Consider the following 21685-nt stretch of genomic DNA (forward strand, 5'->3'; position numbering starts at 1 on the left):
GCCGCCTCGGGCGAGCTCCCTTTACCACAGGGACATCGAGAATGCGCGACCTTCGGGGAGGAGCGGTGCCCTTCAGCCACTGCACTCTGGCAGACACATTGAGCGAGCCTGCTTGGAGTTCAAAGGATGGGCACACCAGACGCTGCGGAGGTTGCGCGCCGACGCCTGCTGGTCGACGCATCACTGATCGACGCCCGGTTCCTCAACGCGCGGGGCGTCCTGAGGCAAGTGCCGTGGCTCCAGGTCGCGGAGTGCGAGCTCGCGGAATGCGTGCCAGTGCGGCCCTTCCCGGTGCGTCCGGGGCGCAGGATCGCCCCGGGCTGGTGGTGGTCGGCCACCGACGAGCGCTTGGTGCACTACGGGTTCGGCGCGATGCGCACGCAGGTGATGCTGCTGGACTTCGAGCGGTCGGTGACCGCACTGGCGTGCAGCCCGGTGGAGCTGGTGTGGCAGGGCCGTGGGCGGGCGCCGAGTGGGCCACGTGCCGCACCTGTTGGCTCGCTTGTCCGACGGCAGCGCGGCCCTGGTGGACTGCGCGGGCCGGGGCGGGGTCAGCCGGCGCCTTGCTGGACGAGCGCGGGTGATGGAGGCTGCGGCCGCAGCGGTGGGCTGGCACTACCGCATCGCGGGCCCGCCGGAGCCGGTGCTGGCGGCCAGTGTGCGGTGGCTGGCGGGCTTCAGGCACCCGCGTCATGCGGCAGGGGTCGGCAGCGACGCGGTGGCGGCGTGCTTCGAGCGGCCGCGGCCGCTGGTAGAGGCCGTGCGGGAGGTGGGCGATCCGCTGGCGGCGTGGCCTGCGGTGTTTCACGCACGCAGTTACTCAGCGCGGACCTCGAGACGGCCTGCCCCAACTGCCGCTACCTGATGTGGGTCCGCTACTCGGAGGTCGTAGCTCAGACAGCGCTCGATCAGCCTGCACACAGCGCATAAGCGCAGGTCGGACAGCTACTTCCGCACTCATCCCCGCCGAGGACCCCGCCCACCAGGAAGACCACCCACAAAACTGAGAAACCCCAGCTCGTAGCCACAGAAGCCACGCAGAACGACTGGGCGACGACAATCGAGCAGCTCTCCGCCATCGGCATGCGATGGTCATGAGGTGCGGATGGGAAGCGGGGCCGGGACAGGATGAGCTGGCCCAGCGTGATGGTTCACGGCAGCCAGGCATTCATGCGGTGTGCGGATCATGCGGTCAGCCCTCGCCGACATGTAGCGGGCGGGTATGCGCAACAGCGGTCGGAGCGGGCCCTGATGCTCGCGTAGGAGCGACGTCTCCCGTCGCACGGTGAATCGGACAACTGCTCTTGGAGCATGCGACGACATCGTGGACGGCCGGGCGGAGCGGTGGCTTGGCGGGTCGAAGCCGTCCACGGCCGCGACAGTTCAACCGGTCACGGCTTCGCCTGGTCTGCCGCAGTCCGCCAGAGCCTTTGCGGCCCGGCTGCGGTGTGCACGGAAACGGCGGAGGTACGACCGTGCCAGAGGGCCCGGCGGAATGCCCCGGGCGAAGGCTTGCATGTTGCGTTCGCCCGTGTTGTAGCCCAGGGCGAGGAGTTCGTCGCGGGTGTAGCGGCGTACGTGCCGCTTTGGAAGGTTTCGGTCGAGGTCCTTCAGGTGCAGGGCCGCGGTGTGGATGGCGAGCGCTGGGTCGTCGCGTAGGTCTTGCCACCGCTCGGACAGGCCGTGCGTTTCCCGGACCCGCTCGAACGTCGCGCGGTGCATGTTGGCCACTCCGAAGGCCGCCCCGGGCTTCCACCATTGCCACAGCCGTTCCAGCAGCGGATGGTGCGGCTTGTACGCCTCATTGTGGAGCACGGTCATCACGAGCAAGGGCGACACTGCGGCCTTCGCCGCGCTGCGCATCACATACGCAGCGTAGTCGGCTGGATCGTATCCACCGGGCCGCAGCGGTGGCGTCCGAACGCCACTGCGGTCCACTGGTTGCGACCGTTGTTTCGACGCCGCCGTCCGCCGCTTGGTCATCCCTGCTCATCTCGCCGCTGCTGCCTGCCCTCGCCTGGACAGGGGACGTCTTGCCATCCCGAGGTGCGCGTGCCCGTGGGGACCGGCCTCAATCCAGGGCGCTGGAGCGCCGATCCGCCTCCCCCAGTGCGTGCGGGCCGCCATGGCATCACACTCCGCTGCGCTCACGGGTCACATCACGAAGCGCTCCGATGCCGTCCGGCATCGAGCCATCGCGTCGCTGCCCCACCCCGCAGCTGGATCCGCAGTGGTGTACCCATCCGTCCGCCAACGGCACTTGAGCACTGGTGCGCCGGCCCGCCCACCGCATGCCCTGCCTCAGATGCAGGATGGTCGTCCAAGCGTCGCCGCACGCAACGATCACCGAGCATGAATTCTGCGCAGCGCAGATGATGCGACCTGGTCGCCCAACCAGCCAGGCAAACCTTCAGGCCAGCTCTCCGCCCCAGCTCGGCATCCAGCATCCGTGCAGTTCCCTGTCGCGCCACACCCCCAGCCCGCAGAGGCACCGCGAACTGATCAGCGCGGCCAGAACACCATCCGTTGATCGCAAGAACCGCTCACGGACAACAGCTCCGCCATCGGATGTGATGGACGTGATCGGTGTCCTCGCCATCACCGTCGTCGCGCTCGCAGTCGGCTGCCTGCTCGGACGGCTACGTCCGTGACGTCTTCTGGTGTTCGCCGTTTCGGCGCTGGGCTCGGTGCGTGCGCCGGCGATGTCGTGCCGGGCGAACTCGGCCGTTGCCGCGACGGCAATGCGGTCGCGTCGCCCGGCGGCGCGCGGGAGGCCAGTGGCGGCGCAGGAGCACCGCAGCGGCGTCGGACGGCCGGTGCAGTCAAAGGCGCAGGCCGGGTGGTGTGGACGCACGGCGTTGTGGGCCGATGAGGGCGGGGGCGGGAGCAGCGGGAGGTCCGGGTGGGGTGCTCGGTGTGCCGTCGGAGCCGAGGGCTGTCACGGCCTCTCCTGGGCGGTGCGCGTCCGGCCGGCCGTGTCCGGCCGCTTCCCACCCTCGCGCCTGGCGTCGTCGGGGGTGCGCTCCCTCGTGCAGGGCAAACGGCCGCGGTCCGATCCCCCAGGCGCTGGTGCAGGCACCGTGCGGTGACGGAGGGCGGCGCGCAGCGCGGTGATGCGGGGGCTTTGCAGCCACACGCGGCGATGCGGGGACGGCCGGGACGAATTCGGCGTCCACTGGGCATGAGGCGCACTGAACGCGTACAGAGCGTGCACGGTCACCGCGAGACAGTTGTACCAGCCAGTTCGCTCACGGGACGGCCGAGAGCTGTGTGCGCCGGTGGTCTCGCAGGGCCTGGGTGGGCCTTTCGGCGGGGGTCAGTGCTCCGGCAGCTGCCATGAAGCGGATCAGTGGGGGAACGGTCCGGCGGAGGGTGGGAGGGCGAACGGCGGGGTGCGGTCGGTGAGCAGGTGCAGCGCGAACTCGCCGGTGCCGCGGTGCAAGCGCTGTCTCTCACCGTCCGGGTGCTGCATCAGGGCTGGCCAGTCGTCGGGATCGGCCGCTCCGGTCGGCCGGTGCGGGGTCAGCTCCTGCTCGGAGGTCTCTCATGAGCGCGCCGCCGGGCGCGGGGTGGACCGGGTAGGGCCGGTACGGGTCGGCGTACCGTGCCATGTGCCGGCGTCAGGAGACCGGAGCCGTGCCCAGCGCGCCCGGCATCAGGAGGTCCAGGTACTCGTCGAAGCTGCCCGCGCCGAAGGCGTCGACGATGTTCTAGTGACCGGGCAGCGCGGTGCACGGCGCGGCCTGCGTCGCGGCCCAGTCGACGCCGCGCCGATCGGGCTCCGTCCACCCGGTGGCCTCCCGCAGCGTTTCCACTGACCCGACACCGGGCGGGCGGGTGAACGGGCGCCGGGCGAGGATCGCGGCGCGGCGTCCCTGCCCGGTCGGAGACCGTGACGCGCATCGCGTGTCAGAGGACGATGTCGTGGCCGGGACCGCCCTCGGCGGTGTCCTTCCCGGTGCCGCCGCCGATCAGGTCGTCGCCCTCCTCACCGTGCAGGGTGTCGTCGCCGGGGCCGCCGAGGAGCAGGTCGTCGCCGGGGCCGCCGAGGGCGTGGTCTTCGCCGGGGCCCGCGTACACCCTGTCCGTGCCGCCGTACGCCTCGATCATGTCGTCGCCCCGGCCGCCCGCCATCCACTGGCCGGCGTCGTCGCCCATGAGATGGTCCGCACCGTCGCCGCCGTCCAGGACCGCGCCGCCCATGACCATGTCGTCCCCCGCGTCGCCGCGCACCGTGTGTGCGGTGTGGGCGTGCAGGGTGTCGTCGCCGGTGCCGCCCCGCACCGTGCCCACCGCGGGGTCGCTGGTGACGATCGTGTCGTCGCCGTCGCCGAGGAAGACATCGATCCGTTCCGGCCGGGCGCTGCCGGTGGGCAGTTCGCAGACGACGAAGGTGTCGTTTTCGGGTGCGAGGTACGTGCAGTGGTCGCCGGGTGCGAGCGGGGCCTTGTCGCGGAAGCCGATCTGCCGGGTGCCGGCGCCGTGTTCCATGGGGATCACGTGGAGGTCGTTGGTCTGTCCTTCGGCGGCGGTGAAGACGACGGACCCGGTCGCCCAGTCGGCGCTGACGCGGGCCTTCGCCTCCCCGGTGGCGGCGGGAGCGGCGGCCGCCGGGGCGACGGCGAGACCGGTGGCGAGACCGGTGGCGAGCAGGACCACTGCTGCCGCGGTGGTGGCTCCGTTTCGGTTCATGAGACCTCGTCTTCGGTGTGAGGGCCGGTGGGTCGACCTGCTGGGGAAGGAGTGCCAGGGCTGGGGGCGGGTCTGACGGCGTGGTCGGCGTGAGCGCCGCCGCCCGAGCGGGGCGGCCTGGTCGGGGGCGGGACTTCAGGACGGGCGACGGCTCGGCGTACGGCCGCGCTCCGGCATCCCGGACGGCCTCGCGGCGGCGGCGTGCGGCTCCACTCGTCGGCCGCCACCACGAGACAGGCCGCCACCAGGACGACGTTCTTGATGATGTACTGGCCCTCCAGGGTGGGGACCGGGACGCCTCCTTGCCACATCTCCCCGGGGAGCAGCAGGAGCGCGGAGAAGACGCCGGCCATGTGGATGAAGAACCCGATCAGGGCTACGCGGAGCAGGATCCCTGTGAGGAGGCCGAGGCCGATGACCGTCTCGGCGGCCGCCAGCAGCCGTAGCGTCACGTCCGGCGGCAGCAGGCCGAGGGTGAGTTTCGTCGCGGTCCGGATGGCGACTCCCTCGGCGGGGCTGGCCGCCGGGAAGAACTTCAGGACGCCGAACCAGAGGAACACCGCGCCCACGCACACCCGCAGCAGCGCCGCACTGCACCACTGCTGGTTCCGGTCGGTCAGCGATGCGACCGCCCGGGTGATCCGCCCGCCACTTCCGGTGTCCGCCGGAGCGGACTTCCGAGGGAGGTGACGGCTTCGCTCGCCGGCTCTGTGCATCGTCGTATCCACCCTTTCGTGCGGTCGTCCGAAGGCCCTCGGCCGCTGGAGGACCGAAAAGGGCAGGGCGGTGCGGTGCCGGGCGCCCAGGGGTGACGGGCGCTCCCGGTACCGCGGCACACCCGGCCCCGCCAGACCGGGCGGGGCAGCGCGTCAGCTCACGTTCACGTCCACGCAGGCGTAGAAGGCGTTGGTGGTGTCGGCGATGTTCCACACGGCCAGCACCTTCTGCTTGCCGGTCAGGCTGCCGAAGTTGACCTGGTGGGTGACGGTGGCACCCGGCCGGGCACCGCCGTCGTCGAATTCCGCGATCTTCCTGCCACCCGCGTAGTACTGCCAGGTGGAGGTGGCGTGCTGGGCCGTCAGCCGCCAGTTGAAGCTGGTCGTCCGGCTGACCGGGGTGATCTTCCAGCCCTTGCTGTCGTCGTCGAGTTCGGCAAAGGCGGAATTCCCTCCGCTGCAGCTCATCAGGCCCTTGGGGCCTTCGACGCTCTGCGGCTCGTACTTGATGGAACCGCAGGAGACCGTGCCGGCGGCGCACTGGGCCTGGCGGCTGGGGGGCGAGGAGATGTAGCCGTGCGCGCTCGCGTTACCGGCCGGCAGGGTCACCGCCAGCAGCGGGGCGATTCCCGCGCCGATGGCGACGGCCAGCATCCTCTTGCTCTTCATGACAACTCCTGTGGGGGGGTTGCGCCTGTCCACCCGGCGCACGGGCATGATCATGACAAGGAGCACCACCATGACCGCGCGGCTTTCCACGGTGGCGAGGTGAAGCGTACCCCGTTGGTCTAGACCAAAACCAGGGTTCGTGCACGACCATCCCGGTCCAGTCAGGACACGGGTTCGCCCCCGCACCTTCGGCAACCCACCGGCGGCAAGCCGCCTTCCGCAACCCGCCGGTGATGGCGCGTCGGCGGCGGGCGTCGGCGGGGAAGCCGGTACGGCTGCCATCGCGCCACCCCCGCGGCCAAACGCGCGTTCCTGGGCGCCGCCCCTCTGCGCCCGCCATGCCGACGGCACTGCGCTGCCCGCCGACCGCCCCGGCCACCCCCACGCCGGCGGCGAACACGCGGTGAAGGCCGCCGAAGCGGTGGCGCAGGCATACGCGGACATCGGCTCGACCTCCCAAGCGTCTGCCGCCGCTCCACGACATCCCGACCGCCCACCTCAAATGGCCGGCCGGATACCGCCACCCCCGCAACGCCGGCCGCCCAGCGATGACAGCGGCGGTCGTCGAGGCGTTCACGCGGCTGCTGATCGAGGACGCAGAAGCAACCGGCGACCCGATCGCGGTCTCCCCGCCGTCCTCCACGCCCTGCCGCACGGACAACTGACGGCCGACCACACGTTGCCACTGCACCAACGGATCCCCGCCGACCCGCGAGGCTGGAACGGGCCAGGCACGAAGGGAAGTGCCAAGTGAGCGCACGACGCAACGCCAGGCCGCCCGTGAAGGCCCCGGCTCACGCCCGGTCCCATGGCGCGAAAATGACAAACGGCCACCCCCTCGAGGGCAGCACATCCACCTCACCGGCCCGGACAACGGCGGCGGAGCCGTACCCACCGGACACCTGCTCACCGACCCCCGCAACACCACCATCCAGGCCGCGCACCACAGACAGGTTTCGCTCGCTCCCGCCCCCGTAAGGGCCGCTCGCCGTCGCCAGATACCGAAGGAATCCGTCCGTCTCCTCATCCATCGGGAAGAACGCCTCCACCGCGAGCTCGGAGAGCGTCACGTCCACAGGGGCCGCCCACCCCCCTAACCCCCGAACTCGACTACTCAGCCAACCCACGACACCCCAGGCCAGCAACGACCCGGCACACCAACAAACCCCCTCCGAGCGTCCGGTGGAGTGGCAGCGGTGCTTCCACCTCGTCCGGCTCCACCGCGAGGCCGGCGGCACGCTGCCCACGTCGCCGGGCGAGGTCGTGCACCAGGGTGAGGGCCTCGGACGGTGGGTGCGGTCGGTCCGGCTTGCTGGGACAAGCTCACCGGCGTGCAGCAGTGGATGTGCGAGCGGGTCCTCGGCGTCGAACCCGCGGGCGAGGACGAGAAGCCGCCTCCGCGCCGTACGCAGGCCGACAAGTGGGCGCTGAATTACGAGGCCGCCAAGCAGTTCTACGCACGCGAAGGACACCTGCGGGTACCGAGGAAACACGTCGAGCGGAGCGTCGTCGGCGGTGATGGGAGCGGCGGCAGCGGCGAGGACCAGGAGGTTCGAGATCTCCGGCTTGGTGCGTGGATCGGAAATCAGCGCATCCGGGCCGCGACGCTGTCCCCGGAGCGGGTGCAGCTGCTGTCCGCGCTCGTGATGCGGCGGTCGTGATGGACGTCGTCGTCACCGCGGTCGTCGCGCTCGCGGGCGGCTACCTGCTCGGACGCCGCGCCCGTGGCGGCGCCTGGGCGACTGGGCGGCCAATCAGGTCCGCTTCACCGGGACGTGGGTCCGGGGCCGTGTCAGGCAGCAGGCCGTCGTCGTGGCCCACACCGTCACGCGCCGCGCCGCGCACCCGCTGACGCGTGAAGCGCGCTCCGGCCACCGAGACGCGGGTGCCGACGCCCGTACGCGATCCGGACTGGGTTCGCCCACCGCACCGGGACAGACAAGGAGCCGCAACGTGAGCAGCGACTGCTGGAACCCGGGCCAGGGACGGTCGGCTGAGGCCACCGGAGGCACTCCCCGACACCCCTGCTCACGGGGTGAAGCCCTGGGAAGGCGAGCCGGGCCGAGGACGGTGGTGGGCAAGACCGTCTATCCGGCCAGACGACAGGGCGATGGGCTGAAAAAGCGCAGGTCAGCCGGGTCGTTGTCGGATGTTCATGTGCCCAAAACGGCCTGTTGGCCCTTGGGTTGATACTTCTACCATCGACCTCAGTCTGCCGAGGAGGTCAGTGTGGGCGTGCGTCGTGTGCGCAACCTGTTCCAAGGGGAGTTACGCCGGGAAGAGGGCTGCCATGGCGGCCGTGGTCATGTGGATGTCTTCCGCCCCTTCGAACGGCGGCCGGACGGGCTGCGAGTTGACTTCATCGACCTAGCGGTCGTGCCCCCTGGCTCGGAGATCGGCCGGCACCGGCACGGGGACGACGAGGAGTGGTACGTCGTCCTGGAGGGCTCGGCCACGATGCTGCTGGACGGTGAGGAGTTTCCCGTCTCGGCGGGCGACATCGTCATCAACCGGCCTTTCGGAGAGCACGGCCTGCGTAACGACTCCGGCCACGACGTCCGGCTCTTCGTATTCCAGGCCAGCCGTTGACCGCGGGCTGTTTCCCCGCTCGCCCTGTGTACCTGGTCGCGGACCTGGGCGGCACGACGCTGCGTGCCGGATGGGCGCAGGCTGGAGACCTCGCAGTGTCCGGTGTACGCCGGGTGGCGGTGGACGGTGTCGCCCGGTTCCCCGGCCTGCCGACCGGAGAGCTGCAGGCACGTGCGGTGGGCCAGCTCGTCCGCCTTCTGCGGGAGTGCTCCCTGGCCGCGCCCCGCAGCCCCTCGGCGCTGGCGGTCGCCTTCGCCGGTCCGGTCGGCCACACGGGTACGGTCGTCGACGCACCCACGATCTGGGGGCCGCGGAGGCCTGAGCTGCCACTGTCACAGGTTCTCAGCTGCGAGTTCGGTGTGCCTGCCCTGGTCCCCAATGACGTCACCGCGGCCGGCTGGCGCTACGCGGCCCCCTAAGGCGGGGGAGATGACTACTTCTGCATGGTGACCGTGAGCTCCGGGGTGGGTAACAAGGTATTCCGCCGTGGTGAGGTGCTCCTCCCAGAAGACGGGAGGGGCGGCGAGATCGGGCATCTGCGGGTGGACTTCGCCGCGGACGCCCCTTGGTGCGACTGCGGGGAGCGGGGCCATCTGGGGGCCGTCGCCTCAGGGCGTGGCGCCCTGCGCGCCGCCAGTGTGCTGGCACGTCGGTTCCCCGGATCCTTCGCCCGCTCGGCGCTGTCCGCCGCCTGTGGAGGCGATCCGGAGCGGCTGTCCGCGCAGCAGGTCGCCGCTGGTGTCCGCAGCCACGACGCGTTCGCCGTCCGGGCTGTCACCCCGGGCGTGCGGCATCTCGCCCGCACCCTCGCCGTCCTGCACACCGCGCTGGGCGTGGGTCGGTTCATCGTGATGGGAGGGTTTGCCCGCGCGGCCGGCCCTCCCTACCTGCGGCTGCTGGGCACGGAGATGTCGAAGGCCGGCGGTTTCCTGCTGCCGCCCGACGGAGCAGCCGGCCTCCTGCGGCCGGGCGCGCCCGACGACGACGACGGACTGATCGGATGCCTGCGCCGACTGGAGCGATCCGAGAGCCGGCGCGATGCCGTCCCGCAGCCCGTGTTTCCCGTTGCTGACGGACCCTGACCCGCACCGGCAGCGCCGCTCGCACGTTCAGGCGTGCGCCGGTTCTGCCGCCGGTTTCCCTCCGACCGCCGACCGTGAGGACTCCCATGGCGCTGCCTCTGTCCGCTGATCCGCACGATGTCGCCTACCACGAGCTCGGTCCCGATCTCCTTGTCCGGGGCGAGGGGGTGAGGGTCTGGGACGAGAAGGGGCGCGAGTACCTGGATTGTGTGTCCGGCACCTTCAACCTGATCCTCGGCCACAACCACCCGGCCGTCCTTGCCGCTGTCAGGGAACAGTCCGAACATCTCGTCTTCGCCAGCTCGGCGTTCCAGACCGAACCCACCAACCGCGTCATGCAGCTCCTGGCGGAACTGACCCCTGCCAACCTGACCCGGGTCAACCTCCGCAGTTGCAGCGGATCGACGGCGAACGAGGGCGCCATCAAGATTGCCCAGCTGCACACGGGACGCCGGGACGTGATCGTCCCCTTCCGCGGCCAGGTCGGCCAGTCGCTCGCCGCGACGGCGTACAACGGACTGGCGCGGATGCGGGCCCCCTTCCCCCAGCACCATCCCGGCGCCGTGAACGTGCCCGACCCGTACTGCCGGCGCTGTTTCTATCGTCAGAGCCCCGACTCGTGCGGCTTTTGGTGCGTGGACCGCATCGACGACTTCCTCACCTACTCCGGATCCGGCAGCACCGCCTGCCTGATCATCGAGCCCATCAGCGGCGTCGGCGGCAACGTTGTTCCGCCGCCCGGCTACCTCGAGCGTCTGCGGGAGTTCTGCACCGAACGCGGCATCGTCCTGATCTTCGACGAGATGCAGACCGCGTTCGGTCGCACCGGGCAGCTCTTCGCCGCGGACCACTTCGGCGTCCAGCCGGACATCATGACCGTCTCCAAGGGTTTGACCGGCTCAGGCTTGCCTCTGGCCGCGATCCTCACCGAGGAACGCTTCGTCGGCATGGAACGCTCCCTGCACGGCTTCACCTACGGCAGCCACACCCTGTCCGCCGCCGCGGCGGCCGTCACCCTGGAGATCGTCAGCCGTCCGGAGTTCCTCGCTCAGGTACGCGCGGTCGGCGCCGTCCTGCTCGAGCGCCTCCGAGCGCTCCAGGCCGGCCACCCTTGCGTCTTCGATGTCCGCGGCGTCGGCCTCATGCTCGGTATCGAGGTCGCCGAACCCGACGGCACCCGCTCCTCGTCCCTCGCGCACACCCTGCACCAGGCTCTGGCCGAGCGCTCCGTCATCACCCGCGTCTCCGAACACGGCCAGGGCAACGTCATCGAACTCCGTCCCCCACTGATCCTCACCCTCCAGGACGCCCACCTGATCGCCGACCGCTTCGGCGAGGCGTTGGAATCCATGCCACGCACCGCGCGCTGACCCTTTCTCCTCCCACCCGTCGACGCCGCCACGAGAGGGAGAACATGAATCTGCCCGAGGGCACCCACGTGACACACGACGCCATCCCGCTGCCCGAACCGCACCACACCATCCGCGCTCGGGCGCAGCGCCGGGCCGAGTACGCCGTCGCTCTCGCCGACAGCGTGGAGGAGGCGGTGAAACACCTCCGCACCGTCGTGGCGGACCAGCGGATTGCTCTGGTCACCGACGACACCGTCGCGGCCTTGCACGCGGAGGAGTTACAGGCCGAGTTGCACCGCCAGGACATGGACTTCACCCTGGCCAGCATCCCGCCCGGCGAGGAGAGCAAGACGATGAGGACGGCCGGGAGTCTGCTGGACTGGCTGGCGGACAGCCGCATGCGCCGCCGGGACGTCCTCGTCGCCTTCGGCGGCGGGGTGGTCATCGACACCGCCGGCTGGGTCGCCAGCGCCTACATGCGCGGCATGCCCTACGTGAACCTGCCCACCACTCTGCTGGCCGCCGTCGACGCCGCACTGGGCGGCAAGGTGGCCGTCGACCACCCCACCGCCAAGAACCTGATCGGCGCCTTCCACCAACCGACCGCGGTCGTCGCCGCCGTCCCCTGGCTGTCCACCCTCCCCGCCCGGCACGTACGCGCGGGCCTGGCCGAAGCGGTCAAGAAAGGTGTCATAGCCTCCCCGGCGCTCTTCGAACTGATAGAACGCCACCTGCCCGACATCCAGGACCTGGAACCAACCACCCTGCGCCGTCTCGTCCACGGCGCCGCCACCGTCAAATGCGCGCTCATCGACCGGGACCCCTACGAAGAAGACCTGCGGCGCCCGCTGAACTTCGGCCACACCATCGGCCACGCCGTCGAGACCGTGACCGGCTACGGTCCCGTCCTGCACGGAGAGGCCGTCGCCTTCGGCATGGCCTGCGCCGCACGTATCTCGCACGCCCGCAGCTGGCTGGACTACGCCTCCCACACCCGCTTCCTCACTCTCCTGAAGCGCGCAGGACTGCCGTGCGAGCGGACGCAACTTCCCGTCCCTGTCGACTCGGAAGCGGTGATCACCGCGCTCGACAAGATCCGTCTCATTCGCGACGGCCGGCTTCGCTTCGTCCTTCCGCTCGGCATCGGCACCACCGCCATCAGCGACGACGTCACCGACGATGAGATCCGGCAAGCCCTCACCTCCTAGGGCCCGCCCCGCCCGTCGAAACATCTGAGGAGATCCCATGGCCGAAGAAGCCGTAGGCATCGACGTCGGAGGCACCAAGACCCTCGCCGTACGCATGCGACCCGACGGCACCATCACGCAACGCGTTCGCGTCCCCACCCCCCGGACCGGGCCCGCCGTTCTCCTCACGCTGCTGACGAGGCTCACCGACAGTTTGCGGACACCCGACACCCGGGCCGTCGGCGTGGCACTGCCGGGACTGGTCGAGACCACAACCGGCGTCCTGCGCCACGCTCCCGGCTTTCCCTGCGACGACCTGCCGGTCCGCACACTGCTGGAGGAGGCGGCCGGAGTGCCCGTCCACGTCGACAACGACGCGCGGGCCGCCGCCTGGGCCGAGTACCGCACCGGAGCAGGCCGGGGACACCGCGACATCCTCGTGATTACCGCAGGAACAGGCTGGGGATGTGGTGCCGTCCTCGACGGGCAACTGTTGAAGGGCTCCCAGGGCTTCGCCGGCGAAGTAGGACACCTGCACGTCGATACCGAAGGCCCGACCTGCTACTGCGGCCGACAGGGCTGCGCCGAGGTGAGCGCCAGCGGCAGCGCCATCAGCCATCACGGAAAGGCCGCCGGCTACCCCGACGGCGAAGCCGTGACCCGCGCGGCGCGTGACGGCGACACTCGCGCCCTGGCCGTCCTGCACACCGTCGGAACAGCGCTCGGTCACGGCGCCGCCGCTCTTGTCGACCTCCTGGACCCGGCCGTCGTCATCGTAGGCGGTGGCGGCGCTGACGCCGACGACCTGCTCCTCGCACCCGCCCGCACCGCCATGCACACCGCCCTGACCGCCTCACGGCGCCGCCCGGGAATCCCGCCCCTCGTCACCGCCACACTGGGCAACGACGCAGGAGCGACCGGGATCGCCCTCCTCGCACTCGACCGCGCTGCCGCGTGCCGCTAGAACGGAAATCACGCCCAGCGGGGAAACAGCAAGCCGAACGGACACACCCATCCCACTCCCGTAAGCGAAGCCCCCCCGGCTCAGGCACACTGACGTGGCAGGGAAGAAGATGCCAACCGGGTACAGGTGGTCGTCGGTGGAGCCGTCGATCCCGGCGACGTACAGGCCGTGGTGCGTGATGAAGCCGTTGTCCACCGCGTCCTCGCCGGACATCCCGAGCTGTTCGGCCGGGCGCCTCGTGCCGCCGGCGGCCTCATGCGTCTCGATGTCGCCCAGGGCTGGGGCGTTCACGAGGTCACCCCCGTGGCGGTGGCACCCCGGAGCGCGACGACGACCTCGGCCGGCCCGCTGGAGCCTGCGCGAGTGCCCACAGCAGGACGGCGGACAGCCCGGCTGTCCCCAGCAGACGCCAGGCTAGAGGGCGGCGATCCATGAACACAGAAGCGAGTGCACGCCCCAGCTGTCGGCCGGCCACTGCCTGCCACCGCGCAGGGGGCCACTGTCCCGGCAGCAGTGGCGCGCGTACCTGACGGATGTGCCGTACCGAGGTGTGTGCGAGCAGGAGTGAATCACCGGGGTCCCGGCCGTCGTCCCACAGCAAGGCGCACCGACCGCCCCGGTCAGACTGTGATCAAGAGGGTCGGCGCTCCAGGCACCCCCCCGTCCGGTACGAGTGGCACGGTGCGTGCGGCGCGGTGATCCTCTCTTGCTCGAGGAGCGGTGTCACGGGCTGTGGTCGCGTCCGTCCCGTGGGGCGAAGACTGCGAGGGCCGTCCGCGTCGGTCGCGCGGGCGTGCAGGAAGTAGCCGGCCTCGATGCCGGGGTAGGACGAGCCGTGACTGAGCTGGGTGATCGCGGCCTGCAGGTCGAAGTGCGTGGTGTGGAGTTCGACGCCCGGCCCAGCAGGGCCCAGTGTGCTGCGGTTCGCCTGTAGGTCATGCCGATGCTGCCGGGTTGACCAGAGCCGGCCGAGGGCGAGGCGGACGAACGGGGGCCGGCGTTGCCGCTGCTCCAGATGACGCGGTCGCCGAAGCTGGTCAGCAGGTCGAAAACCTGGGGTCGGCTGCGGCCCGGCGGCGATGTCGCCGGTGAGCACGATGTGATCGGCGGTGGTTCCTTCTTGGGGCTGGGCACTCAGGGGCCTGGCCGGACCATGGGGGCGCTGGGTTTAGGGGGCAAAGCGCACGTTCCGCGTGGGGTGGGGGCGGGTCGGGCCGGCCCGGCCGGCTTACGGCTGGGCGGGCCCGGTGAAGGAACCACGGCTCTGGCTGGAGCGAGGGGAGGGTCATCGGCGGCGGACAGTCCTCCCCGTCGACGCAGTGTTCCGCGGAGCTCTACCTGCACGGCCAGCTCGATTCCCACGCAGATGAGGAATACCGGCAGTTGTTCTCAGGCGTGGCGGCAGGCGGGGTGGCCGGGTGGCGGGTGCGGTGGGCGAGGGGTGCTCAGGGTCTCAGGAATACCCCCCGGGGTACCCCTGTTAGGGTAGATACCGAATACCCCCCGGGGTACATCGTTCTTGTGGAGGAGCCGCAGTCGTGTTCTTCGTCGACACCCTTGAGTTCGAGGGTCTGGGCAACCGCAGCTACCTGGCTGGCGGGGCCGCTGCCGCAGTGGCCATCGACCCACCTCGCGACTTCGACCAGGTGATCGCCGCCGCCGCCAGGCGCGGGGTGCGCATCGCGTACGTGGCGGAGACCCACGTGCACAACGACTACGTCACCGGTGGCCTGGAGCTGGCCCGCGTCACCGGCGCCTCCTATCTGGTGCCGGCCGCGGCGCACGTGTCCTTCGCCCGCACCCCGGTCGCCGACGGCGACACCGTGGACGTGGACGCGGGTCTGGTCCTGCGTGCGATCGCCACGCCCGGGCACACCCCACACCACACCTCCTACGTCCTGGAGCAGGATGGGCCCGGCGTGGCGGCGTTCACCGGCGGATCGCTGCTGATCGGCACGGTGGGCCGCCCTGACCTGGTGGAGCCACGGCTGACCGAGCAGCTGGCCCGGGCCCAGCACGCCTCCGCCCACCGCCTGGCCGCCGAGCTGGACGACGAGGTGCCGGTGCTGCCCACCCACGGGTTCGGCAGCTTCTGCTCCTCCTCCCAGGCCGAGGGGGACGCGACCACGATCGGCAAGGAACGCACCAGCAACGACGCGCTCACCCTGGACGTGGACACCTTCGTTCAGCGGATACTCGCCGGACTGGAGGACGTGCCCGCCTACTACGCGCACATGGGCCCGGCCAACGCCGCTGGCCCCGCCCCCGTCGACCTCACCCCGCCGAGGCGTGCGGATGCAGACGAGATCTCCTCCCGGCTGGCCGCCGGTGAGTGGGTGGTGGACCTGCGCAGCCGCATGGCCTTTGCCGAGGGACACGTGGCCGGCTCGTTCAACTTCGAGGGTGAGGGAAAGCTCGCCACCTACCTGGCCTGGCTGATTCCCTGGGGCAAGCCAGTCACCCTGCTCGCCGACACCGCGGAGCAGATCAGCGCTGGGCAGCGAGAGCTGGCGCGGGTGGGCATCGACCGCCCGGCCGCCACCGCCACCGGTGACCCGGCCAGCTGGGTGCATGAGGGCGAGCAGCTCGCTTCCTTCCCGCGTGCCCGCTTCGCCGACCTTGCCCAGGTGCGCGAGCGGGGCGACGAGGTGGTCGTCCTGGATGTGCGCCGGGACTCGGAGCGCGTAGACGGCTGCATCGACGGCTCAGTCCACATCCCGATCCACGAGCTGCACGGCCGAATCGGCGAGGTGCCGGACGGGACGGTGTGGGTGCACTGCGCTGGCGGGATGCGCGCGGCGATCGCCGCTTCCCTGCTTGATGCCGCCGGCCGCGATGTGGTCGCCGTCGACGACGGCTTCGACGCCGCGACGGATGCCGGTCTGCCCCTGACCTCCGCCTGAGTGGAAGGAAGCGTGTCATGTTCCTCTTTCGCCGAAACGGGCCCCGTGTCACGGTCGACCAGGTGCGCAGCCGTACCAGCGGCGACCGGCCTGACGCCGTTCTGCTGGACGTCCGTGAGAAGCCCGAATGGATGGCGGGCCACGCCCCGGGCGCCGTCCACGTACCGCTGACGAAACTGGTCGCCGGCGCCACCCTGCCCGCCGAGGCGCAGGGCCGTGTGCTGCTGGTGATCTGCCGCAGTGGACACCGCTCCCAGCAGGCCGCGAAGCTACTCACTGCACGCGGAGCGCACGCGGTGGACGTCGAGGGCGGCATGAACGCGTGGGCTGCCGCCGGACACCCCGTCGTCGACGAACGCGGGAACAGCGGCCAGACAGCGTGACCGTACTCGTTCTCGCCCTCATTGCCGGGGCCGTCATCGGCCTCGCCCTCGGAGCCCTCGGCGGCGGCGGCAGCGTCCTTGCCGTACCGGCACTGATCTATCTGCTCGGCTTCACTCCGGCCGCCGCCACCACCGCCAGCCTGATCATTGTCACCGCCACCTCCGCCACCGCCCTGTACGCCCACACCCGCGATGGGAACGTGGCGTGGAGGACAGGGGCATGGTTCGCCGCGGCGGGCATCGTCCCTGCCTTCCTCGCCGGCGCTGTCGCCGGGCGCCTGCCCGAAGCGGTACTGACAGCCGCGTTCGCGGTCATCGCCGCGCTGGCCGCCCTGCGCATGCTGCGTCCGTCCGCATCCGAGCCGTCGGACCGGATCCGTCCCGGCAAGGCGGCAGGCGCCGGTGCGGGACTCGGCGCAGTGACGGGCTTTCTGGGGGTCGGCGGGGGATTCCTCGCCGTGCCCGCCCTGGTGAGCGTCCTGGGTCTGGCCATGCGCCGGGCGGTGGGCACCAGCCTGCTCGTCATCACAGTGAACTCACTCGCCGCCCTTGCCGCTCGCCATGGCACCAGCAGCGGGCTCCACTGGGAGGTCATCGGCCCCTTCACCGGAGCCGCGATCCTCGGCGCCTGGGACGGCAAACGCCTCGCGACGAAGATCTCCGGCACCGCCCTTCAGAAGGTCTTCGCCGGCGTCCTGCTGGCAGTGGCGGCCTTCATGCTCGTTGACGTGATCGTCTGAACACGAGGGCCGTCACCGGCTCAGACCAGGGACCAGGGACCAGGGACCAGGAGAGCTTTTCCAGCCCTCGCGCATCTCAGGACCGCCTTCAGTCCGGCTCCCAGCACAAGCTCAGCACACTCCGACAACACACAAGGATGACTCTGCCATGACCACGCCCACCGCCCTCGACACCGACGAGGCGCGCACCCGCCTCCACGAACTGACCATCATCGACGTGCGCACCCCGGGCGAATACGCCAGCGGCCACCTCCCCGGCGCGCTCAACATCCCCCTCGACCAGATCCAGCGCGCGCTGCCCGACATTCGTCACGCCACAGACCGCGGCGACCTCCTGGTCGTCTGCGCCTCGGGCGCCCGCTCCGAGAACGCGTGCAGGATTCTCGCGGAGAACGGCATCACCGCCACCACCCTGTCGGGAGGTACCGGAGCCTGGGCGGCCGACGGCCACGAGCTCCACCGCCCCCAGGGCGCCTCCCGCGCCACCTGGGGAATGGAGCGGCAGGTAAGGCTCACCGCAGGAGCGATCGTGCTGCTCGGCCTGCTGCTCGGGCTCGCGGTCCATCCCGCCTTCCAGCTCCTCTCCGCCGGCATCGCGGGCGGTCTGGTCTTCTCCGCCCTGACCAACACCTGCGGCATGGCCGCCATGCTCACCAAGCTCCCCCACAACCGCCCCCGCGCCGCCGACCTCGACAAGACGCTGGCCGCACTGCGCAACCGCTGAACACACCACAAGGGGAGGGACCCGGCTCGACGTCCCTCCCCTTTCATACGCAAGGCCATGTGGCCAACCGCTGCTAACTGGGCGGGTGGCCCGGCGTCGCGGCACCACAGCTCAGGCCAGAGAAAGGAACAGCTTCTCCAGCCGGGTACGCATCTGCTCCCGGTCACCGGAAGCAGCCATGTCCGCATCGGTCAGGCAGTGCTGCAGCCCCGTGGCGATGATCGCGAAACCGGCCTTGTCCAGAGCCCTGGACGCCGCGGCGAGCTGGGTGACAACGTCCTCACAGTCCCGCCCCTCCTCAATCATCTTGATCACCCCGGCGATCTGACCCTGCGCCCGGCGCAGCCGGTTGACCACCGTCTTCAGCTCTTCAGCCGCCATCGCCAGTTCCACAACCCACACTCCTTCGAGATACCCCCTTGGGTATCCTACCGAAGGGGGTAACCCCGACCGGGCAAAGGAAAGTCCCGTCACTCCGCCACCACCGCCCTCAGCGCCGACCCGGCCAACGCCTGCGGCGTTCTCGACCAGCAGGACTGCAATGAAGCCCAGACCGTCGGAACAGCCGTAGGGGTGGGAGTGATCATCGCCCTGTGGGCCGCAGCCGACGTCATCCTCGGCATCACCTACCTCGTCCACCGACTTAGCCGCAGGCCCGCCCACAAGTCATAAGACACGAGGGTGATCCCGGGGCCACACGCGACCGCGTGATTCGCCCACGCCCCCTACAGGGTTACCGCCTTCCGCCAGCCGCTGAGAGGTCCGCCGGCTCGGGGCGCAGAGGGGGTGATGAAGGCATCTGCGGCTGGGACGTCATCCGCTCACCAAGCGTCCTCCCCGCCGACGCGAGAGTGTTCCACAGTGCACGCTTTCGGTGCCCACGCCGGGTGGGTCCAAACTGGGACATCTCGGTTGACTCCACCATCGTGCGGGCGCATCAGCATGCAGCCGACGCCCGCACCGAGCCGCCACCGGCCCCGCATCAAAAGGGGGCCGGGGTGGGAGAACACCAGGGCGAGACAGCGTGGCAAAGTCTCGTCGCCCGCCTGGTGAGGGGTGGCGCAGGAGGTGAGGGCCTGGACCGCTCGCGCGGCGGGTTCACCACCAAGCTCCACCTGAGCGCGGACGGCCGCTGCCGCCCACTGTCCCTGATCGTCACACCAGGTCAGCGGGCTGAATGCACGCAGTTCACTCAGGTCACTAGGAGGTCGTCGGCATAGTGGAGGTAGGGGAACGGATCTCGTCGACGGCCTGCACGATCACTTTGTTGGGGACCTGGGCGAACTCGACGTTGGCCCGGCCCTCGTCGTCGAGGCAGCCCCCCCCCGCTGCCGAGCCCGTCCTCCTCGTACTCCATGCGGATGTCGTCGCAACCTACGTACCGCGGGATAGTCGTAAAGGTAGGGGTAGGCGGTCCTCAACGCGGTGACGTTCGCGCTCTGTGTCCCCGACCTGCGCTGCAAGAAGTGGTCAGTAGCAGGCGTGCTTCGGTGGGGCGGCTGTGCCGCCCCACCGAAGCACGCATGATTGAGGGTCAGGAGTACTCGCCGCGTTCGGCTCTGCGGAGGATGTCGCGTTCCCGGCCGGTCTGGGTATCTAGTGAGTCCTCGTGGTCGATGACGATCGTGTGGTCCGCCTGTCGAGCTCGCACCTGGACTCCGTACGTGTCTGTCGCCTTCACCAGGAGAGCGCCCTCGTGAGAGGCGGGCCAGCTCTGGACCAGGTACGACTCGACAACTTCGTCCACCGTCGTTTGGTCGATGGCCCTGTCCCTGCCACGCGCGTGGATGCGCAGCCGGTATGAACCGGGGCCCTGGGACGCCAACGAGGGCAGATCCGCTGGGTCATCCATGAAGGACGTTACGAGCAGTTCTCCGGAGGGGGAGTGGCATGAGATCTCAGCGATCTCCTCCCAACCTTCGGCAGGGTCGGGCCGCTGGTAGTGCGGCTCGACCCTGACTTGGACATCACCAGTGTGGATCCCGGTGGTCACCTCGATGGCTCCCCCATCGGCGGACACCAGGCCGGTGCGGCTAGCGTCCAGGTCGTCGGCCACAGGCCCCTGTGGATCCGCGATCTGGAAGTTGTGGTACTCAGCGTGCACCAGTGCTACGCCTGTAGGGACTGGCTGATTCACGATGGCCTCGTCTGATCTCATCCGAATGGGTCTACCTGATCCATACCAGGAACCGGTCTCCTTCCAAGACTCGGGTATAGGCGTAGAAGCCTTTGAGAGCCTTGCCCGCATTGGTGTTCTGCGCAGCATCAATCATGCGCCGGCTGAACTTGCCGCTCCCGTACTTGGCGCCCTGCCAGGTGCTGGCGAAGGCGTACTCGTCACAGGACTTGCCCGGCGGGCGCTGCAGGCTCGACGGGCAAGCCTTGTTCCTGTTCTCCTTGATCTTCTTTTGATCGGTGAGCCGTGTCAGGAAGTTCGTCGTGCCGTACTTACCCGGCAGCCCCGTTGCCTGGGCGTCCTTGATGTGGTCTGCGACCTCCGGCCAGGGGCCTGTCAGGCTGTAACTGATGACTGGCACGGCCTGCAGATTGACGCAGCCGACCTGGCGAGGAGCACCGGGCAAGGCGTTATCGCAACGGACATCCACAGTGGAGTGCTTGGTGGGCTCCGATGGCGCCGCCCACTGGGAGTTGGTGAACGTCCAGGACGCGACGCTCCGGCCTGTCCCCCGCTGCTTTGAGGCAGCGGTGTTGATGGTGGTGTCCATGAAGAACTGTCCGTAAGGTTCAACGCTCTTGGAGATAGCCTGCGCTGGGAAGCTCTTGTTGACGACCTTGCACTTGCCGACGCAGGAGGCACTCCCGGACACCTTGGTGCCGTTCACCCCCCGCCCCCATCGGGATGACTCCAGCAGCCTCACCTGGTAGGCCCATGTCTTGGTGTCCCGGGCCGAGAAGGAGTATCCAATGACCAGGTACTTGATACCCCCGACTATGCGGCCTGTTCGCACATCGACGGCGTTGACTTCAGCGCGCCAGATGCCGCAGCCACGCATGCGCTCGATGTACCACGCGGAGTCCACCCCGGCGTCGATGCACCACTTGGGTTCCTTCCAGGGCGTGGGCCTGGCTGCCGCGGCTGCAGTGTCGGACTCGTCGGCCGGTACGGCTGACGAGGCTATGTCGTCTGCGGCATCCTGTGCCGTCGCCTCGATTCCAGACCGCTCGCTGTCTGGTACGCCGGCCAGGACCGCAGACTCCGCCGCAGACGTGTCGGCAGGGGCCTCCATCTGTGACAGAACAGCCTGCTCGTCGGCATTCAGCTCGACCGCCGGCTCCAGAGACGACGTGCAGGCCGCGAACTGTGCCCCAGGGATCTCGGCAACGTCCTTCACCCGCGCATCGCAGGCGGCTTTCTGGCCAGCAACAAGCCCGACACGCTCTCCGTCCTCCGCAGTTTCCGGGGCCGCCCCCGGTTCCCCGACCGTACTGTACGCGCCCAGAGCCAGGTCTTCCGCCGACGGTGCGGCGTCCGGATCCTCGTCGGTTTCGTCCGGCTCCGGTGACGCCTCATCGGCGACGGGATCGGTCACGAGCACAGCCGTGGTGAGCGAGATGCCCGTACCCGTTTCCGACTCGCCTGCTGCCTGCGCGACGCCCAGATGGCTGCCCAGCAGTCCCAGCGTCACGGCCCCAACCGCCAGCAGTGTTTTCGGTTTCAAGTTG

General features: G+C 69.9%; 20 protein-coding genes. 12 read left to right on the forward strand and 8 right to left on the reverse strand.

From position 1 onward, the window contains the following. Positions 1 to 481: 481 nt before the first annotated feature. A complete protein-coding gene (locus SGLAU_RS33210) occupies positions 482 to 865 on the forward strand; it encodes a TnsA-like heteromeric transposase endonuclease subunit (protein WP_244315307.1) in 384 nt (127 codons plus the stop codon). A 518-nt stretch (positions 866 to 1383) separates the two neighbouring features. On the opposite strand, the gene SGLAU_RS00155 is transcribed toward SGLAU_RS33210, so the two are convergent. The 5 genes from SGLAU_RS00155 to SGLAU_RS36025 all read right to left on the reverse strand — a co-directional run bounded on the left by SGLAU_RS00155 (position 1384) and on the right by SGLAU_RS36025 (position 7153). Beyond that, positions 1384 to 1863, reverse strand: coding sequence for a lytic transglycosylase domain-containing protein (locus SGLAU_RS00155; protein ID WP_244315308.1), 480 nt, complete (start codon positions 1861 to 1863; stop codon positions 1384 to 1386). 2046 nt (positions 1864 to 3909) lie between these two features. Further along, the gene (locus SGLAU_RS00160) at positions 3910 to 4692 is read right to left on the reverse strand and encodes a calcium-binding protein (RefSeq protein WP_043497229.1); all 783 of its coding nucleotides are present in this window, start codon (positions 4690 to 4692) and stop codon (positions 3910 to 3912) included. Further along, on the reverse strand, positions 4689 to 5408 hold the full coding sequence (locus SGLAU_RS00165) for a DoxX family membrane protein (protein ID WP_318536214.1): 720 nt from the start codon (positions 5406 to 5408) through the stop codon (positions 4689 to 4691). The genes SGLAU_RS00160 and SGLAU_RS00165 overlap by 4 nt, the downstream gene beginning before the upstream one ends. 153 nt (positions 5409 to 5561) lie before the next feature. After that, positions 5562 to 6077 carry a lytic polysaccharide monooxygenase auxiliary activity family 9 protein gene (locus tag SGLAU_RS00170; RefSeq protein ID WP_043497231.1) on the reverse strand — a complete coding sequence of 172 codons (516 nt, stop codon included), beginning with the start codon at positions 6075 to 6077 and terminating at the stop codon, positions 5562 to 5564. Positions 6078 to 6871: 794 nt separating this feature from the next. Continuing rightward, positions 6872 to 7153, reverse strand: coding sequence for a hypothetical protein (locus SGLAU_RS36025; protein ID WP_043497233.1), 282 nt, complete (start codon positions 7151 to 7153; stop codon positions 6872 to 6874). A 255-nt stretch (positions 7154 to 7408) separates the two neighbouring features. Here SGLAU_RS36025 and SGLAU_RS00180 point away from each other — a divergent pair, with 255 nt between their 5' ends. The 11 genes from SGLAU_RS00180 to SGLAU_RS00225 all read left to right on the forward strand — a co-directional run bounded on the left by SGLAU_RS00180 (position 7409) and on the right by SGLAU_RS00225 (position 18001). Beyond that, on the forward strand, positions 7409 to 7738 hold the full coding sequence (locus SGLAU_RS00180; protein WP_412556209.1) for a helicase associated domain-containing protein: 330 nt from the start codon (positions 7409 to 7411) through the stop codon (positions 7736 to 7738). Positions 7739 to 8306: 568 nt separating this feature from the next. Next, positions 8307 to 8666 carry a cupin domain-containing protein gene (locus SGLAU_RS00185; protein ID WP_052413523.1) on the forward strand — a complete coding sequence of 120 codons (360 nt, stop codon included), beginning with the start codon at positions 8307 to 8309 and terminating at the stop codon, positions 8664 to 8666. A gap of 95 nt (positions 8667 to 8761) precedes the next feature. Further along, complete coding sequence (locus SGLAU_RS32725; protein ID WP_052413524.1) at positions 8762 to 9085, forward strand: ROK family protein; 324 nt, start codon at positions 8762 to 8764, stop codon at positions 9083 to 9085. Positions 9086 to 9109: 24 nt separating this feature from the next. After that, the gene (locus SGLAU_RS32730) at positions 9110 to 9748 is read left to right on the forward strand and encodes an ROK family protein (RefSeq protein ID WP_052413525.1); all 639 of its coding nucleotides are present in this window, start codon (positions 9110 to 9112) and stop codon (positions 9746 to 9748) included. Between the two features lie 86 nt (positions 9749 to 9834). Further along, a complete protein-coding gene (locus SGLAU_RS00195; protein WP_043497241.1) occupies positions 9835 to 11118 on the forward strand; it encodes an aspartate aminotransferase family protein in 1284 nt (427 codons plus the stop codon). Between the two features lie 44 nt (positions 11119 to 11162). Then, complete coding sequence (gene aroB, locus SGLAU_RS00200; protein ID WP_043497242.1) at positions 11163 to 12308, forward strand: 3-dehydroquinate synthase; 1146 nt, start codon at positions 11163 to 11165, stop codon at positions 12306 to 12308. 37 nt (positions 12309 to 12345) lie between these two features. After that, entirely contained in the window at positions 12346 to 13251 is a 906-nt protein-coding gene (locus SGLAU_RS00205; RefSeq protein WP_043497244.1) for an ROK family protein, read from the forward strand. Positions 13252 to 14789: 1538 nt separating this feature from the next. Then, the gene (locus SGLAU_RS00210) at positions 14790 to 16154 is read left to right on the forward strand and encodes an MBL fold metallo-hydrolase (RefSeq protein ID WP_043497245.1); all 1365 of its coding nucleotides are present in this window, start codon (positions 14790 to 14792) and stop codon (positions 16152 to 16154) included. A gap of 17 nt (positions 16155 to 16171) precedes the next feature. Then, positions 16172 to 16537, forward strand: a complete 366-nt coding sequence (locus SGLAU_RS00215; RefSeq protein ID WP_043497246.1) for a rhodanese-like domain-containing protein — start codon at positions 16172 to 16174, stop codon at positions 16535 to 16537. Then, a complete protein-coding gene (locus tag SGLAU_RS00220) occupies positions 16534 to 17277 on the forward strand; it encodes a sulfite exporter TauE/SafE family protein (RefSeq protein ID WP_043497249.1) in 744 nt (247 codons plus the stop codon). The genes SGLAU_RS00215 and SGLAU_RS00220 overlap by 4 nt, the downstream gene beginning before the upstream one ends. Before the next feature lie 148 nt (positions 17278 to 17425). Beyond that, on the forward strand, positions 17426 to 18001 hold the full coding sequence (locus SGLAU_RS00225; protein WP_043497250.1) for a rhodanese-like domain-containing protein: 576 nt from the start codon (positions 17426 to 17428) through the stop codon (positions 17999 to 18001). Between the two features lie 111 nt (positions 18002 to 18112). On the opposite strand, the gene SGLAU_RS00230 is transcribed toward SGLAU_RS00225, so the two are convergent. From SGLAU_RS00230 to SGLAU_RS00240, 3 genes are all read right to left on the reverse strand, one after another. After that, a complete protein-coding gene (locus SGLAU_RS00230; RefSeq protein WP_010358257.1) occupies positions 18113 to 18394 on the reverse strand; it encodes a metal-sensitive transcriptional regulator in 282 nt (93 codons plus the stop codon). A 1141-nt stretch (positions 18395 to 19535) separates the two neighbouring features. After that, entirely contained in the window at positions 19536 to 20159 is a 624-nt protein-coding gene (locus SGLAU_RS00235) for a hypothetical protein (RefSeq protein ID WP_244315133.1), read from the reverse strand. Positions 20160 to 20169: 10 nt separating this feature from the next. Then, positions 20170 to 21648, reverse strand: a complete 1479-nt coding sequence (locus SGLAU_RS00240) for a NucA/NucB deoxyribonuclease domain-containing protein (protein WP_043497253.1) — start codon at positions 21646 to 21648, stop codon at positions 20170 to 20172. Positions 21649 to 21685: the final 37 nt, after the last annotated feature.

The organism is Streptomyces glaucescens (assembly GCF_000761215.1).
GTDB classification, from domain to species: Bacteria; Actinomycetota; Actinomycetes; order Streptomycetales; family Streptomycetaceae; genus Streptomyces; species Streptomyces glaucescens_B.